The following is a 14,555-nucleotide window of genomic DNA, read 5'->3' on the forward strand; positions in this document are numbered from 1 at the left end:
ACTATCTCCGCTTCTTCTCGTACGTACCGACGAGCTCGACCTGGGCGAGCACGTGGCCGGCCATTGCCTGTTCGAGCTGGGACTTCGTCGGTGTGCCGAGGTGGGGCAGGACCGTATCGAGGGCATAGAGCTTGTGGAAATAGCGGTGCCTGCCAGCCGGCGGACAGGGACCACCGTAGGCGGGGCGCTTCCAGTCGTTCATGCCCTGCCGGGCGCCCTCGGGGAGGCCGCCTTCCGCAGCGCCTGCGGGCAGGCCTTTCGCGGTGGGCGGGAGGTTGTAAACCACCCAGTGGACCCACGTGGTCTTCGGGGCGCGCGGGTCGGGCGCGTCCGGGTCGTCCACGACGAGCGCGAGGCTGTGCGTGCCTGGCGGCAGCGAGGACCAGGCGAGCGGCGGGGATCGATCGGCCCCCTCGCAGGTGTGCTCGCTCGGGATCTCGCCGCCTTGCGAGAACGCCGGCGACGTCAGGCTCAGCATCGGTTTCCCTCCTTGCGGGGTCTTCTCCGCGGCGCGCTCGCCGCCCGGAGCGCTCTCGGCCGTGGCGCACGAGACGAGCACGAGCGCTCCGAGCATGGAACGGGCAGCACGGGTCATCGGCGAACGCTCCCTCCCCCCGCGCACCAACGTGCGTTCGAACCCGCGCCGGCGCCATGGCGCGCACGTCAGCGCCGGCCCTTTTTGTGGCTGTTGCGGCTGCTGGCCGCACGCTCGCCCAGGCGGCTGCTGGCCGCACGCTCGCCCGGGCGGCTGCTGGCCGCACGCTCGCTCAGAACGAGGCACCCAGGCTGAGCGTGCCCAGGGCTTGCGCGATGAGGGGAGCGGAGCGCTCCTCGTCAACGGCGATGATGGGGCGCGGCAGGAGCGTGAGACAGGTGAGCTCGAGACCGAGGCTCACGCTCGGATGAAAGAAGTACTGGACGCTCAGCCCCGCGTCCGCGGCGAGGCTGAAGAACTCCGCGCTTCGCCCCACGAGCGGCAGCTCGACATCGCCTGTCGCCTGCAGGTGATAGGCGCCGATGCCGAGGAGCGGCCCCCACTCCCAGCGATGACCGGCGGCCGCTTGCCCGAGGTTCCAGCTGCCCCGGACGAGCGCGAGCTCCTGGCGCACCCGGGCAGCGCCGCCCTCTGCACGGAACCCGGCGCCGAAGAGTGGACCGGCCAGGAGCAGGCCGAGACGGAGGCGCTCGTCGAGGCGATAGTGCGCCCCGAGGTGCACGCCGACGCCGCCGCCGACCGGCGGCGTGAAGAGGACGAGCCCCCCCGCGCGCACGTGAAAACGGGGCGGCTCCCGGGAGAAGCGGAGCACCTCGGGGGCGGGCGGCCGGGCCTCGACGCCCAGCACGTCGCGAGCGGGAGCCTGGCCCGAGCCGAGCTCGAGGAGGCTCGCGCGCAGGAGATCGACGGCGCGCACGGCGAGGAGCATCGGGCCGTCGCTCGAAGGATCGATGAGGAGCCTGCGCGTGGTCGTCTTGCCGGTCACGCGATCCACGATGCACACCTCGGCGGCCGTTCCGCTGCCGTCGCGCCGCAGCGCGACAGCCGCGAAGGCCTCGCTCTCCTGCGCCTCTCGCTCGAGCTCCTCTGGCCCGGGAGAGCGAGCCGAGCCTCCGAGCACGACCACCTCGAAGGACTGCAGCTGGAGCTCGGCGCAGAGCCGTCCGAAGGCCTCGAAGAGCGTCGCGTCGCGCGGGGGTGGCCGCACGACGAGCACGCGCTGCGCCCAGGCCACTCGAGGGCAGACGAGCAGCAGGAACACGACGAGGAGCATCCGCACCCGCTGGACCATGGATCACGGCTGAGCGGCGAGCTGTCGAGCCGCCTTGGCGTGGACCCCGCCCGGATAGAGGCGCAGGTACTCCTGAGCGATACCACGCGCGGCGGCGGGCCCCTCGAGGCTCTGGACCGCGCGCATCTTCCCCGCGAGCGCTTCGGCGGCAAAGGCGCCGCTCGGCGCCTCGCGGAGCGCCGTCTCGTACCAGGCCCTGGCGCGCGCCGCGCCGCCGCGGCTCTCGTGAAGGCGCCCGAGCAAGAAGGCCGCACGGCTCCCCGCTGTCGGCGCGTAGCGCGCTCGCAGGGCGAGCAGGGCCTGCTCGGCCAGCTCGTTCTGCCCCACATAGCGAGCGGCGTCGGCCAGGGCGTTCAGGTCGGCGGCGTCGCAGGAGGCGAGGCAGCTCTGCGTGCCCCGCACCGCGGCTTCCTGGACGACGCGCCGGAATTCGCCCTGCGAAACGAGCTTGGTCCAGGACGGTTTGCCGCTCGGCGGGGCGGCCAGCGGCGTCGGCGCTTCGGAGGAGCTCGGCTCCGGCGGAGCAGCGGCCTCCGGCGGCGCTGGCGCGACCTCGGGGCCCTGCGCCGGCGCGACCTCGGGGCCCTGTCCCTGCGCTGCGGGAGGCGCGGGCTCGGGGCCGTGCGCCGCCGTGTCGCTGACGTGCAGGGTCCTCGCCAGGGCGTCTCCCACGAAGCGCTGCCCCGCGCGCACGCTCACGACACCGGAGCCGGCGTAGCCCTCCACCTCGACCGAGCCCTCGTGCAGGATCACCTCGATCCGCTCGCGGTCGGCGTCCCAGAGGAGCTCGAAGCGCGTGCCCACCACGCGGACCACGAACGGACCCGCCGCGAAGCGCCAATCGCTGTGCCCGGTGTGCGTGACCTCGGCCTCGACCCGGCCGCGCTCGACCGAGATGCGGGCGCCGCTCTCGTTCCTCGTCTCGTCGATGCGAAGCCGCGTCCCTGCCGCCGCCCGGATCCGCGTCCGGTCGGAGAAGGTGATGGCAGCCGGGTGATCGAGCGGCACACGCACATAGCCGCTCTCGTCCGCGGCGCCCTCGACGGCGTACTCGAGACCTCGCTCCGGTCGCCAGAAGAAGAAAGCGAGCAGCAGCACAACCGCGGCGAAGGCGAGCGGAGCTGCCCAGCGCACGGCCACCCGCTTCTTGCTCGCGCGCGCCTGCTCCTCGTCGACGCGGCGCAAGAAGGCGGCGCGCGCCTCGAGGCGCTCCGTCTCGCTCAGCCGCGCGGCGCGCTGCAGGAGCGCCGCGACGGGATCGAGCTGTCGTTCGGGGTCGCTCATGGCCAAGGTCCTTCACGCCGAGACAGAAACTCCTGGAGGGCTGGCTCGCGCGCCTTGAGCAAGAACTCGCGCGCGCTCTCGAGCTCTCGGCGCACCGTCGACTCGGATACGCCGAGGGCCGCGGCCGTCTCGAGCATCTCGAGGCCTTGCACGTGGCGCAGCACGAAGGCCATGCGCCGGCGCGCGCTCAGCTTGCCGAGCACGCGGTGGAGGGCGCGGAGCACCTCGCGATGCTCGAAGTCGACGCGCTCGAGGGCGCGCTCGGGGAGCTCCCCGCTCGGGGAGAGGCCCACCCAGCGGCGTATCCTGCGCTTCCGGATCTCGAGCGCCGCCTGTCGCGCCGCCACGGACGCAAGGTAGCCACGGAGGGCCTCCCCGTCCTGGATGCGCGCGGCTCCCTGGAACAGGGCCAGGAAGACCTCCTGGACCAGATCCTCGAGGCTCGTATCGGGACCGAGGGCGCCGTAAAGCACACCCCGCACGAGACCCGAATACCTGTCCCAGATGACGGCGAGGGCCTCGCGCTCTCCGGCGGCGACCCCGGCGACGAGGCTCGCGTCCGACCGCTTCTCGGCGGGGAAGCGGGCCACGGTGGGTCCGGGCGGCGGGACAGAGCGCGTGGGGTGAGCCACGCCTTCGTGGTTACCTGGGGGCGTCTCGACCCTCCAGAAAAATTCACCCGCCGCCAGAGCGCTGGAGGGCGCTACCATTCACCCGCCGCCAGAGCGCTGGAGAACGCTGGATCGAAGCAGGCAGCTCGGAGCACCGGGCTTGCGGTCTGCGCCATGGCCCCCAAGCTTCGCTTGTTGTCGATGCGCCTCTCCCGCAGCACCTGGCTCCTCGGGGCCGCCGCGCTCTCGGCCTCGACCTGGGGGCTCTCCTGCGAGGACCAGCTCGTCCAGACGGCCACGCGGCTCCCCGGGGCCGCGGGCGCCGGCGGCAGCGCTCCTTCCCCCGCGGAGCTCTCCTGCGAGGGCGAGCCGCCCGACGCGGAGCTCCCGCCGGGCGCCGCCTTCGGGGAGGGAGACGAGCTCGCGAGCTCCCCGCTCGTCAGCGCGAGCCATGGCGCGCTCGAGGGCCCCGGTCTCTCCATCACGGCGCGCGATACCTTCCGCGTCTACGTCAATGGTGATCTCCTCGCCGTGAGCGAGTCGGCGCGCGCTCCGCTCTTCGTGCCCCTCTCCTTGCTCCCGGGTGAGAACGTGATCGCCGTGAGCGTCCATGCCGCCGCGGGGACCCCCGCGGCGCTCGTCCACCTCGATGAGCTGGAGCGCAGCCATGGGAGCGGCAGCGACTGGAAGCTGAGCACGGCGCCGGAAGGAGACTGGACGGCGCCCGGCTACGACGACAGCGGCTGGACGGCGGCGCGCGAGCTGGGGAGCCCTGGAGATCTGCCGGGCTGCGATCCCGAGGCGCTCTTCCCATCGAGCACGGCGGGCCGCTGGATCGGGCCTGCCCCCGGGACGAGGGGGCCCATCGCCCTCCGGAAAGCCATACGCATCGCGCCGATCGGCTTTGGCGAGGGCACGACGGGAGGCGCGGGGGCGGCGCCCGTGCTCGTCTCGAGCTGGACCGAGCTCGAGCGGCTCGCCCGCTCGGACGAGCCGGCCGTGCTCTTGCTCGCCGAGGGCGTCCACGACTTCCGCCGCAAGGGATCGGACATCGGGGACATCGAGGTCTGCCCGAGCACCTGCGCGGAAGATCCCGAGAAGACGCTCTCTCAGGTGCTCACCGGGGACGCGACCTGCGAGCGCCCGCTCGTGGGCGCGACGCGGGACGATCGCATCCTCCGCTTCGGCTCGAACAAGACCCTCGTCGGGCTCGGGCGCGGCGCGGCGCTGCCGGGGGTGACCATGAACCTCGACGAGAGCCAGAACATCATCCTCCGCAACCTCGCCCTCTACGACCTGAACGCGAGCCTGCTCGAGGCGGGCGACGCGTTCACGCTGACGCAGCCCTCCCGGGTCTGGATCGATCACACGACCATCAAGTGGATCAGCGACGCCTTTGCCGACGTCCTCGCGGGCACGAGCGGCGTCACCTTCTCCTACGTCCATTTCGACGGCAGCAACGAGGCCGAGTGCGGCGGCCGCGAGGGCTGGGCCTGCACGATCACCGACGCCGAGGTGACGATGCACCACTGTCGCTTCGACGAAGTGAGCACGCGCGCCCCGAACGTCGTCGGATCCCGGGCGCGCGTCCACCTCTTCAACGATGTGTTCTCGAACATCTCGGGATGGGCGGTCGGCGCTTCCTGCGAGGGGCAGGTGCTGCTCGAGGCGAGCGTGTTCGAGAACGCCGAGGCAGCGACGCGGCGCGCGACCTGCAGCGACGCGACGGGCAGCGGGCTCCTCCTGGCCGTCCCTGGCTCGAACCTCTACCGCGACGAGAGCGGCGTTCACCTGGGCGGCGAGGGCGAGGAGCGCGAGGAGCGCGAGGAGCCAGCCGATGAGGTCTTCACGCCCCCTTACGCATACGAGCCCGAGCGGGCGAGCGACGCCTTGCCCCAGGTGATCTCCCGGGCCGGAGCGGGAGGCCCCTGGGCGCTGCCGCTCGCGCGCGAGTAGCGAGGCGGGGCGGAAGCGGGTTGCCCCCGGAAGAGCGGCTCGCTCGGGGGTCGCCGCGCGGCGCCGGGCGCGGAGCCGGCGGGGCTCCGCGCCCCTTCGCGAGGCCTCGAGGGCGGGCCCGCCGAGGGGCCTTCTTTTTTGACGGGTCTGATCTCCCTCGAACAACCGTCCCTCGTGCGGTGCCCCTGACACGCTCCCTGCTTGCGTCGTGGAGAACTCCCCTATGTCGCGTCCTTACCCCTGTGTTGCGCTCCCTTCCTTCCTCGCTCTCCTTTGCTCGCTCGCCTGTTCGAGCGAGCCGGGCGCCGAGGATGTGGCCTCGCCCGCCGGAGGCGGCTCACCCGCTGGAGGCGACTCACCCGTTGGAGGCGGCTCGCCCGCCGGCCCCAGCGGGCAGTCGAGCGGTGCGACGGGGAGCGGCGGCACGGTGTCGCCCGGCGGCTCGGGGAGCGCGGGCGCTGGCGGAAGCGCCGGCGTGCCCGTCGATTGCTCACCGATCGAGGCAGCCGGCTTCGAGCTGTGCACCTCGGGCGAGGATTTCTGCGGCGCCGTCTTCCAGAACGGGAGCGGCTGCACGGCGGTGTGCCGAGCCGCAGGTCTCGCCTGTGAGGCCGCCTATGACAACCTCGAGGGAAGCTGCGGCCCCGACGAGACGCGCCCGGCCCTGCCGTGCGACGCGGGACACCAGTCCGACTATTGCCTGTGCCGCGGCCCGGCGAGCGGCGCGGGCGGAAGCTCGGGGACCGGCGTCGCTGGCAGCGGCGGTTCAGGCGCAGGTGGCTCAGGCGCAGGTGGCTCAGGCGCAGGTGGTTCAGGCGGCGGCGGGACGTCCGACTGCAACAGCGTGACAGGTGGGGTGCTCATCGACGTGAACCGGGATGGCTCGGGTGATTTCACCTCGGTTCAGGCCGCGATCAACAGCGTCGCCAGGTCGAACACGACCCCCACCATCCTTCGCATCGCCCCCGGGACCTACTCCGAGAAGCTCGTCGTCGACCGCCCCCACGTCACGCTCTGCGGCCGGACAGGTCAGGCGGAGACGACCGTGCTCACCTACGGCGACAACGCGAACACGCCGAACGGCGCAGGGGGCACGCTGGGCACCTCGGGGAGCTTCAGCGTCAACATCTCCGCGAGCGACGTCTCGGCCGAGAACATCACCTTCGCCAACAGCACGGGCCCGGGCGTGCAGGCCGTGGCCCTGCTCGTCTCCGGCAGCCGCGTGCAATTCCGTCACTGCCGGGCCCTCGGCTACCAGGACACGGTCTATGTGAAGAATGGAACGCAGTACTTCAGGGATTGCTACATCGAGGGCAGCGTCGACTTCATCTTCGGAGGCGCCACGGCCGTGTTCGAGGACTGTACGGTCCACAATGTCGCGCAGGGGACGGCGATCACGGCGCCGAGCACGGACCAAGCGATCCCCTTCGGGATCGTGTTCCTCGGAGGAAAGGCGACGGCGGTCGGCTCGATCCGGGCCGGCGCGGTCGCCCTCGGCCGCAACTGGAGGCCCTACGGCGCGACGACCTACCTCGGGACCGATCTCGGCGCGCACATCGCGCCCGTGGGCTGGGTCCGCATGAGCGAAAACACGCTCGCGACCGCGCGCTTCGCCGAGTACATGACCACCGGACCTGGCGCGAGGCCGAGCGAGCGAGCCCGCGAGTCCAGGCAGCTCAGCGCGGCCGAGGCTGCGAGCTACACGGTCGAGAACATGCTCGCGCCCTGGAAGCCCACGTTTGCGGACTGAGAGCGCCTCTCGTGAACACCTGTCGATCGAGGCCAAAGAAAGACCAGAGAGCCATGAAACAGAACCTCTTCGCTTCCTTCCTCCTTGCGGCCTCTCCTCTCGGCTTCGCCTTGGCCTGCGGGACATCAGAGCCCGGCGGCTCGGGGAGCGTCGATTCGCTGGCAGGAGGGAGCGCGAGCTCGACGACGGCAGGTGCGGCGAGCGGGGGCAGCTCGTCCACGGGCAGCTCGTCCACGGGCGGAGATCCAGGCTCCGGCGGCGCCGGTGGCGGCGGATCGGCGAACGGCTCGGGGGGAGCGGGCGGCGGCGAGTCGAGCGCCGGTCCGGTAGGTTCGGGCGGCGGCGGCACGGGCGGCGCGGGGGGCGCGGCCGACAGCGAGGGGTGTCCCCTGACCCTGGAGGGCTTTGCCACGGTGAGCGGCGAGGGCCAGGACGGGACCCATGGCGGGCGGGACGGAGAGACGGTCACCGTGACGAACCAGGCCGATCTCGAGCGATACGCCGGGGCGTCCGGGCCCCATGTGATCCGGGTCCAGGGGAAGATCACGGTGTCCCCCAAGGGCAAGGAGATCTCGGTCGCATCGGACAAGACCATCGTGGGCATCGGCGCGACGGCCGAGATCTCCCAGGGCGGGTTCTTCCTCGGGAGCGGAGTGCACAACGTCATCCTGCGGAACCTGACCATCGGCGACACCTTCGTCGAAGGAGACTGGGAAGGAAAGACGCAGGACTTCGACGGGATCCAGATGGACACGGCCCACCACGTCTGGATCGACCACTGCCATCTGCACCACATCGGCGACGGCATGATCGACAGCCGCAAGGACACCTCCTACCTGACCGTGTCCTGGAGCGTCTTGAGCGACCACAACAAGGCGTTCGGGATCGGCTGGACGGAGAACGTCACCGCGCAGATGACCATCCACCACAACTGGTTCCGCGACCTGAACCAGCGCAACCCCAGCACGGACAACGTGCTCCGTGCCCACCTCTACAACAACTGGCTCCAGCGCATCGACTCCTACGGCAACTACGCGCGCGGGGGCACCAACATGGTGCTCGAGAACAGCGTGTTCGACACGGTGAACCGCCCCCACTATTTCGACGACGGCACGCTGGTCGCCTCGGGGAACATCTACCGTTCCACCTCGGGGGACAAGGAGTCGAGCGGCTCCACGTACTCCTTCTTCGACCCGAGCGACTTCTACGAGTACTCGCTCGACCCCGCCGACCAGGTCGAGGCGCTGCTCACCAGGTGCGCAGGGCCAAGACCCGAAATCGGCCTCTGAGCCGCCGGGAGCGAGAGCCGGGGATCACCTCGGCAGCTTCCTCCACGACCTGCTCGCGCACTGTGAAGGGCGGCCGGAGAACAAGGGTCGTCACGACCATGAGGGTCGCCTCGCGACGCCATCCCGGGCCGACCTGCGCGCTCATCCCACACGCGCGCACGCCCGAACCTTCCGATGCCCGGCCCCCGCCGCGAACGCCGGGGGCCTGGACCCCCGGGATCGCGGCCCCTACCCTCGGCGTCGTCATGAAACCGTGACCATGCCGTCACCAAAAAGTCGCCGCTGTCCTCCGGACGACAAGGCGGCTCGTGCGGGCGCGGCGCGGAGGTCGAGGTGGTGCAGCGATGAAGAGAGATCCGAGCGTCACCGGCGTCAGATTCGAGGCCCCCGGGCCGGGCCCCTGGGAGATCGAGCGGGCGCACTTCACGCGACCGGTCACCAGGTTCGCCGCCGAGCCGCTGATACGGGGGATGCCGAGGGGCTTCGCCGAGGGCTCGGCGCGCTACGGGCTCCTGATGAGCCACCTGCAGCCGGCCGCGGTCAACGGCTTCATCTACGCGCAGGCCGTGATCCACGGCGCCCCGCCAGGGGCGAGCGGGCCGCCGCCGAAGCTCGTGCTGTGGCTCCTCCTGCGCCTGCACCCGGGCATGCGCGCGCGCATCCGGCAGACCCGACGGGCGTTCGAGCAGAAGCTGTGGCGCGAGGACCTCGACCGGTGGGACCGCGTCGACCGGCCGCGCGCCACCGAGAAGAACCTCGCCGTCCAGGCGATCGACCCCGCCCAGCTCGACACGGAAGCGCTGATCGCGCACCTCGGGCGCGCCCAGGCGCACATGGAGGACATGATCGCCCTGCACCACCGCTACAACTTCGCCGCCACCCTCCCGGCGGGCGACTACCTCGCGCACGTGAGCGCGTGGACCGGCGCGAGCCCCGGCGAGGCGCTCGCGCTGCTGCGGGGGAGCACGCCGCTGGCGAAGGGGGTCGCGGCCGCGGAGCTCGAGGTCCTCGCCCGGGCGCTGCGCGCGAGCGCGGCGGGCCGCGAGGCGCTCGCCCGGCGGGGCGACCCGCAGGCGACGCTCGACGCGCTCGCGGCGCTGGAGGGCGAGGTCGGCCCGGCGACGCGCGCTTACCTCGACCTCGTGCGCTTCCGCACGACGGGCTACGACGTGTCCGACAAGACGGGCGGCGAGCTGCCCGACACGCTCGTCCGCGCGATCAGGGCGGCGGTCGACGGCGACCGCGGGGCCGGGGCGCCCGCCGCGCGCGAGGCCGAGGAGGAGGCGCTGCGGGAGCGCGTGCCCGCGGCCCACCGCGCGCGGTTCGACGAGCTGCTCGGCGAGGCGCGCCTAACGAACCGCCTGCGCGACGAGCGGGCGCTCTACTCGGACAGCTGGGGCACCGGGCTCGCGCGCCGGGCCGTCATCGAGGCGGGGCGCCGCCTCGCCGCCGCCGGCAAGGTCGACGACCCCGAGCACGCCGCCGACCTCTCGCGCGACGAGATGATCGGCCTCCTGCGCGACCGGCGGGAGCCGCCCGCCGCCGAGATCGCCGCGCGCGCTCGCTGGCGCGCGACGGCGACCCTCGACGACGCGCCCCCGTGGCTGAACGTGCCTCCTGGACCGCCGCCGCCCATCGAGGTATTCCCCGCCCCGGCGCGCCGCGCGTCGCTGGCCGTCGACGCGATCATGAGCAGCGCGTTCAAGGAGTCCGAGGCCAGGAACACCGAGACGGCCGTCCGCGGCCTCTCGATCAACGAGGGCGTCTACGAGGGCACGGCGCGCGTCGTGACCGGCCCGGACGACTTCGGGCGGATCCAGCAGGGCGACGTGCTCGTGACGCGCGCGACGTCGGCGTCGTTCAACGTCGTGCTCCCCCTGCTCGGCGCGATCGTGACCGACCGCGGCGGCCAGCTCTGCCACGCGGCGATCGTCGCGCGCGAGTACGGCATCCCCGGCATCGTCGGCACGCGGGAGGCGACGGTGACGATCCCGGACGGGGCGCGCGTGCGCGTCGACGGGGGCGCCGGCGAGGTGACGATCCTCGCGCGGCCGCCCGAGCGCCGCGCGCAGGAGGCGTCGCCTTGATCGCGCGCTTCGACGACGAGCTCGGCGAGGGGGACTTCGGGGGCAAGGCGGCGCAGCTCGGGCAGGCGCACCGCAGCGGCCTGCCGGTGCCGCCGGGCCGGGCGCTGTCGGCGGCGTTCGTCGAGCGCGTCGTCGCCGGGGACGGCGCGGCCGTGGACCGGCTCGTCGCGGCGTTCCGCGAGCTCGACGGGCCCGTGGCCGTGCGGTCGTCGGGCATCGGCGAGGACGGCGCCTCGGCGAGCTTCGCCGGGCAGCACGCGACGGAGCTCAACGTGCGCGGCCGCGACGGGCTGCTCGAGGCGGTCCGCAAGGTGCACGGCTCGGCGCGCACCGAGGCGGCGCTGGCCTACCGGCGGAAGCTCGGCCTCGCGCCGGAGCCGCGGATGGGCGTCGTCGTGCAGCGGCTCGTGCAGGCCGACACCGCGGGGGTGCTCTTCACGCGGAACCCGGCCACGGGCGCCGACGAGCGCGTGGTCGAGGCGACGTGGGGCCTCGGCGAGGCGGTGGTCGCGGGGCTCGTGACGCCGGACAGCTACCGGATGGCGCGCGGCGGGCGCGTGCTCGAGCGGCGGGCGGGCGAGAAGGACCTCGCGATCCTGTGGGCCGAGGAGGGCGGCACGAGGGAGGTCGCGGTGGAGCCTGACCGGATCGAGGCGCTGTGCCTCGACGACGCCCGGCTCGCCGCGCTGGAGGGGCTGGCCGCGGCGTGCGAGGCGGCGTTCGGCGGCACGCAGGACATCGAGTGGGCGTTCGCGGGCGAGCGCCTGTACCTGCTCCAGCGGCGGGCGATCACGCGTGGCTGAGCCCTCGTCCGGGGCGCCGTCGCGGCTGCCGGTGCGGCTGCTCGTCGCCATCGCCCTCTCGGCGTCGCTCGCGCCGCTCAACTCGACGATGGTGGCCGTGGCGCTGCCCGAGATGGGGCGCGTCCTCCAGGCCGGGTCGGGCGAGCTCCGCCAGGGGCTCGTGACGAGCTACCTGCTCACGAACATCGTCCTGCAGAGCCCGGGCGGGAAGCTCGGCGACCGGCTCGGCCACCGGCGCGCGCTCGCGCTGGGGCAGCTCGTCTTCGCGCTCGGCGCCGCGCTGGCCTACGTGTGGCCGGTGCTCCCGGTGCTCACGGCGTCGCGCGTCGCGATGGCCGCGGGCGCCGCGATCCTCGCCCCGAGCGCGACGGCGATGCTCCGCACGGAGCTGCCGCCGGAGGTGCGCGGGCGCGCGTTCGGCGCCTTCGGGGCGATGATGGGCCTCGCGGCGGGCGCGGGGCCGAAGGTCGGCGCGCTGCTCGTGGGGCACTTCGGGTGGACGTCGATCTTCCTCGCGAACGTCCCGGTCCTGCTCGTCTCGGCCGCGCTGGCGCGGGGCGCGCGCGGCGCCGGAGCGCCCGCGGCCGCCGTGGCCGCGGCGCCGGCTGCGCCCGCCGTGGCCGCGGCGCCGGCTGCGACCGTGGCGCTGGCCGCGCCGCCGGTCGCGGCCGCGGCCGTGCCGCTGGCTGCTCCCGCGCCGCCCGCCGCGTCTGCGCCGCCCGCCGCGTCTGCGCCCCCTGCGCCGCCGGCGCGCTTCGACATCGTGGGCTCGGCGCTGCTCGGCGCCTCGCTCCTGGGCATCGCGCTCGGCCTCGAGAACGCCCACCTCCGCTGGGCGGCCGCGCTCGGCGCGCTGGGCCTCGTGCCGTTCGTGCTCTGGGAGCGGCGCGTCGCCGACCCCGTCATCGACTTCTCGCTGTTCAGGCGGCGCACCTTCATGGGCGGCAGCCTGATCATCGCCATCCAGAACTTCGCCATGTACTCGGTCCTGTTCGAGCTGCCGCAGGTCGGGGTGCGGCTGTTCGACGTGGGGACGCGCGACGTCGGCAACACGCTCGTCGCGATGATGGCGATGATGGTCGTCGCCTCGCCGCTCGCGGGCCGCGCCTCCGAGCGCTTCGGCGCGCGCGCCGTCGCCCTGGTCGGCTGCTCGCTCGCCCTGGCCGGCATGGTCCTGCTCGCGGCGCGGCCGCTCGGCGCCATCACCGACGCGGTGCCCGCGCTCCTGGCGCTCGGCGCCGGCCTCGGCCTCACGTCCGCGCCGTCGCAGGCGGCGGCGATGAGCGACGTGCCGCGCGACCGGAGCGGGATGGCCGCGGGCCTCACCTCGACCATGCGCTACCTCGGGGGCATCGCCGGCCTCACCGTGCTCGGCCTCGTCCTCACCGAGACCCGCGAGCACGAGGTCGTGATGCGCGAGCACACCACGGCCATCGCCGTCTTCTGCGCGGCGCTGCTCCTGACGATCGGCTGCGCCCTGACCCTCCCGGGCCGCAGCCGCGCGCCGGCCGACGCCCGGCGGTAGCCGCCCCGTGCCCCGCGTCGTTCGGTCCGGCGTTGCGTCACCCTTGCTCGAGCGCCTGGGCCGCCGGCGGCGGCGCGTGGCGCGCCGTCTCGCGGTGGGGGGAGCGGGCGGCCAGCCGCTCGAGCGCCCTGGCGGCGACCGCGCCTGACTTGAGCTGTCGTATCTCGACGGCGGCGGCCTGCGCGCGCTCGCGCAGGGCCCCGTCCGCGAGCAGCGCCCGGAGCCGCGCCCGGATCGCGTCCGGCGTCGCCTCGGCGAGGGGCAGGCGATGAGCGAACCCTCCGCGCTCCGCCTGCGCGGCGTTGATGTGCTGGTCGCCGAAGAGCGGGATGATCAGCATCGGGACCCCGTGCTCCAGCGCGCGCCCGACGGTGCCCCAGCCGCCGTGCGTGATCACCGCCGCCACCCTGGGGAACACCTCCTCGTGGGGCAGGTACCGCTCGATCCGGACGTGTTCTCCGAGGCCGGTGGGCACGTCCTCCGCGCTGGCGGCCGTGGCGAGGATGGGGATCCCCATCGGCGCGACCGCCAGGAGCACGCGCCGGAGCAGGCCGCCGTCCTTGCCCGTGGTCGTGGTGCTCACGAGGACCGTGCCGGGCTGCACCTCCACGGGCGCGGCGGGGCGCGACGCCCCGGCGCCGTGCCCGCCGGGCACGTTGAACGAGACCGGGCCGGCGAAGAGCTGCCGCTCCCGGAGCGCGGCGTCGGGGACGAAGCCGCGGTGGGCCATCACGACGTGGAGCTCCGGCGACGTCGCGACGCGCACGAACTCCGCCGGCCCGCCCGGGCGGCGCGGCGGCAGGCCGAGCGCCGCCCGCGCCCGCGACAGCGGCAGGACCCTGTCGGCGAGGGCGTGCAGGAGCGCGGGACGCTCGCTGACGAGCCGCGGTAGCTTGAGCGAGCGCGCGAGCAGCGGTAGTCCCGCCGCGTCGAGCACCGTCGCGGCGTTCCCCGCGCTCGCCCAGGGGATGCCCGCGCGCTCGGCCGCGTAGCCCGCGCCGAAGCCGAAGGTGTCGTGGACGAGGCAGTCCACGCGCTCGCGCCGGAGGATGGGCGTGAGCTCCTCGGCGAGCTCCACGCTGCTCTCGATCAGGGCCTCGCGGAACCGGATCAGGTTGCGGGGGATGGTCGGGAGCCACCGCAGCGCGCCCTCCACCGGGCGGTCGCGGAGCCGCATCACGACATTGTGGTGACGGCCATAGGGCACGAGCTCGGCGCCCGCCGCCCTGACCGCGGCCTCCGCCGAGGCCTGCGTGTGCACGAGCACCCGATGGCCGCGCGCGGTCAGCCCCCGCGCGAGCTCGAGGATGCGGAGCAGGTGCCCCGTCTCGGCCGGGGTGGTCATGAGGAAGGTGAAGGGCCCGGGCACATCGCCGGATGTCGCGGGCGCGTCCGGGAGATCGGGTGACTCGGGTGAGCCGCTGCTGGATTCGATCGGTTTCATCATGCGTCCTCGGCGCTCC

The 14,555-nt window shown here is 73.6% G+C and carries 11 protein-coding genes; 6 read left to right on the forward strand and 5 right to left on the reverse strand.

Annotated features, from left to right (window positions below; genetic code table 11):
• Nucleotide 1 precedes the first annotated feature (1 nt).
• The 4 genes from WME85_RS49825 to WME85_RS49840 form a co-directional block, all read right to left on the reverse strand.
• The gene (locus WME85_RS49825; protein ID WP_437842586.1) at nt 2–478 is read right to left on the reverse strand and encodes a YbhB/YbcL family Raf kinase inhibitor-like protein; all 477 of its coding nucleotides are present in this window, start codon (nt 476–478) and stop codon (nt 2–4) included.
• A 289-nt stretch (nt 479–767) separates the two neighbouring features.
• Nucleotides 768–1,787: a hypothetical protein gene (locus tag WME85_RS49830; RefSeq protein WP_437832394.1), complete on the reverse strand. Its 1,020-nt coding sequence runs from the start codon at nt 1,785–1,787 to the stop codon at nt 768–770.
• Nucleotides 1,788–1,790: 3 nt separating this feature from the next.
• Entirely contained in the window at nt 1,791–3,071 is a 1,281-nt protein-coding gene (locus WME85_RS49835; RefSeq protein WP_437832396.1) for a FecR domain-containing protein, read from the reverse strand.
• A complete protein-coding gene (locus WME85_RS49840; protein WP_437306099.1) occupies nt 3,068–3,661 on the reverse strand; it encodes an RNA polymerase sigma factor in 594 nt (197 codons plus the stop codon). Before WME85_RS49840 ends, WME85_RS49835 begins: the two co-directional genes overlap by 4 nt.
• A gap of 195 nt (nt 3,662–3,856) precedes the next feature.
• Here WME85_RS49840 and WME85_RS49845 point away from each other — a divergent pair, with 195 nt between their 5' ends.
• From WME85_RS49845 to WME85_RS49870, 6 genes are all read left to right on the forward strand, one after another.
• Complete coding sequence (locus WME85_RS49845; RefSeq protein ID WP_437832398.1) at nt 3,857–5,638, forward strand: hypothetical protein; 1,782 nt, start codon at nt 3,857–3,859, stop codon at nt 5,636–5,638.
• 475 nt (nt 5,639–6,113) lie between these two features.
• A complete protein-coding gene (locus WME85_RS49850; protein ID WP_437832400.1) occupies nt 6,114–7,388 on the forward strand; it encodes a pectinesterase family protein in 1,275 nt (424 codons plus the stop codon).
• A 53-nt stretch (nt 7,389–7,441) separates the two neighbouring features.
• Nucleotides 7,442–8,677 carry a pectate lyase family protein gene (locus WME85_RS49855; protein WP_437832402.1) on the forward strand — a complete coding sequence of 412 codons (1,236 nt, stop codon included), beginning with the start codon at nt 7,442–7,444 and terminating at the stop codon, nt 8,675–8,677.
• 344 nt (nt 8,678–9,021) lie between these two features.
• Nucleotides 9,022–10,764, forward strand: coding sequence for a PEP-utilizing enzyme (locus tag WME85_RS49860; RefSeq protein WP_437832405.1), 1,743 nt, complete (start codon nt 9,022–9,024; stop codon nt 10,762–10,764).
• Nucleotides 10,761–11,567 carry a PEP/pyruvate-binding domain-containing protein gene (locus tag WME85_RS49865; protein WP_437832407.1) on the forward strand — a complete coding sequence of 269 codons (807 nt, stop codon included), beginning with the start codon at nt 10,761–10,763 and terminating at the stop codon, nt 11,565–11,567. Before WME85_RS49860 ends, WME85_RS49865 begins: the two co-directional genes overlap by 4 nt.
• Entirely contained in the window at nt 11,560–13,092 is a 1,533-nt protein-coding gene (locus WME85_RS49870; protein ID WP_437832409.1) for an MFS transporter, read from the forward strand. Before WME85_RS49865 ends, WME85_RS49870 begins: the two co-directional genes overlap by 8 nt.
• Nucleotides 13,093–13,129: 37 nt before the next feature.
• On the opposite strand, the gene WME85_RS49875 is transcribed toward WME85_RS49870, so the two are convergent.
• Complete coding sequence (locus WME85_RS49875; protein ID WP_437832412.1) at nt 13,130–14,539, reverse strand: glycosyltransferase; 1,410 nt, start codon at nt 14,537–14,539, stop codon at nt 13,130–13,132.
• Nucleotides 14,540–14,555: the final 16 nt, after the last annotated feature.

The sequence above is a fragment of the Sorangium sp. So ce1153 genome, from assembly GCF_051521595.1.
GTDB lineage: Bacteria > Myxococcota_A > Polyangia > Polyangiales > Polyangiaceae > Sorangium.

Coding starts and splice junctions, on each gene's coding strand:
- WME85_RS49845 (WP_437832398.1), top strand. CDS start 3,857: ATGGCCCCCAAGCTTCGCTTGTTGTCGATGCGCCTCTCCCGCAGCACC.
- WME85_RS49875 (WP_437832412.1), bottom strand. CDS start 14,539: ATGATGAAACCGATCGAATCCAGCAGCGGCTCACCCGAGTCACCCGAT.
- WME85_RS49860 (WP_437832405.1), top strand. CDS start 9,022: ATGAAGAGAGATCCGAGCGTCACCGGCGTCAGATTCGAGGCCCCCGGG.
- WME85_RS49825 (WP_437842586.1), bottom strand. CDS start 478: ATGCTGAGCCTGACGTCGCCGGCGTTCTCGCAAGGCGGCGAGATCCCG.
- WME85_RS49830 (WP_437832394.1), bottom strand. CDS start 1,787: ATGGTCCAGCGGGTGCGGATGCTCCTCGTCGTGTTCCTGCTGCTCGTC.
- WME85_RS49835 (WP_437832396.1), bottom strand. CDS start 3,071: ATGAGCGACCCCGAACGACAGCTCGATCCCGTCGCGGCGCTCCTGCAG.
- WME85_RS49855 (WP_437832402.1), top strand. CDS start 7,442: ATGAAACAGAACCTCTTCGCTTCCTTCCTCCTTGCGGCCTCTCCTCTC.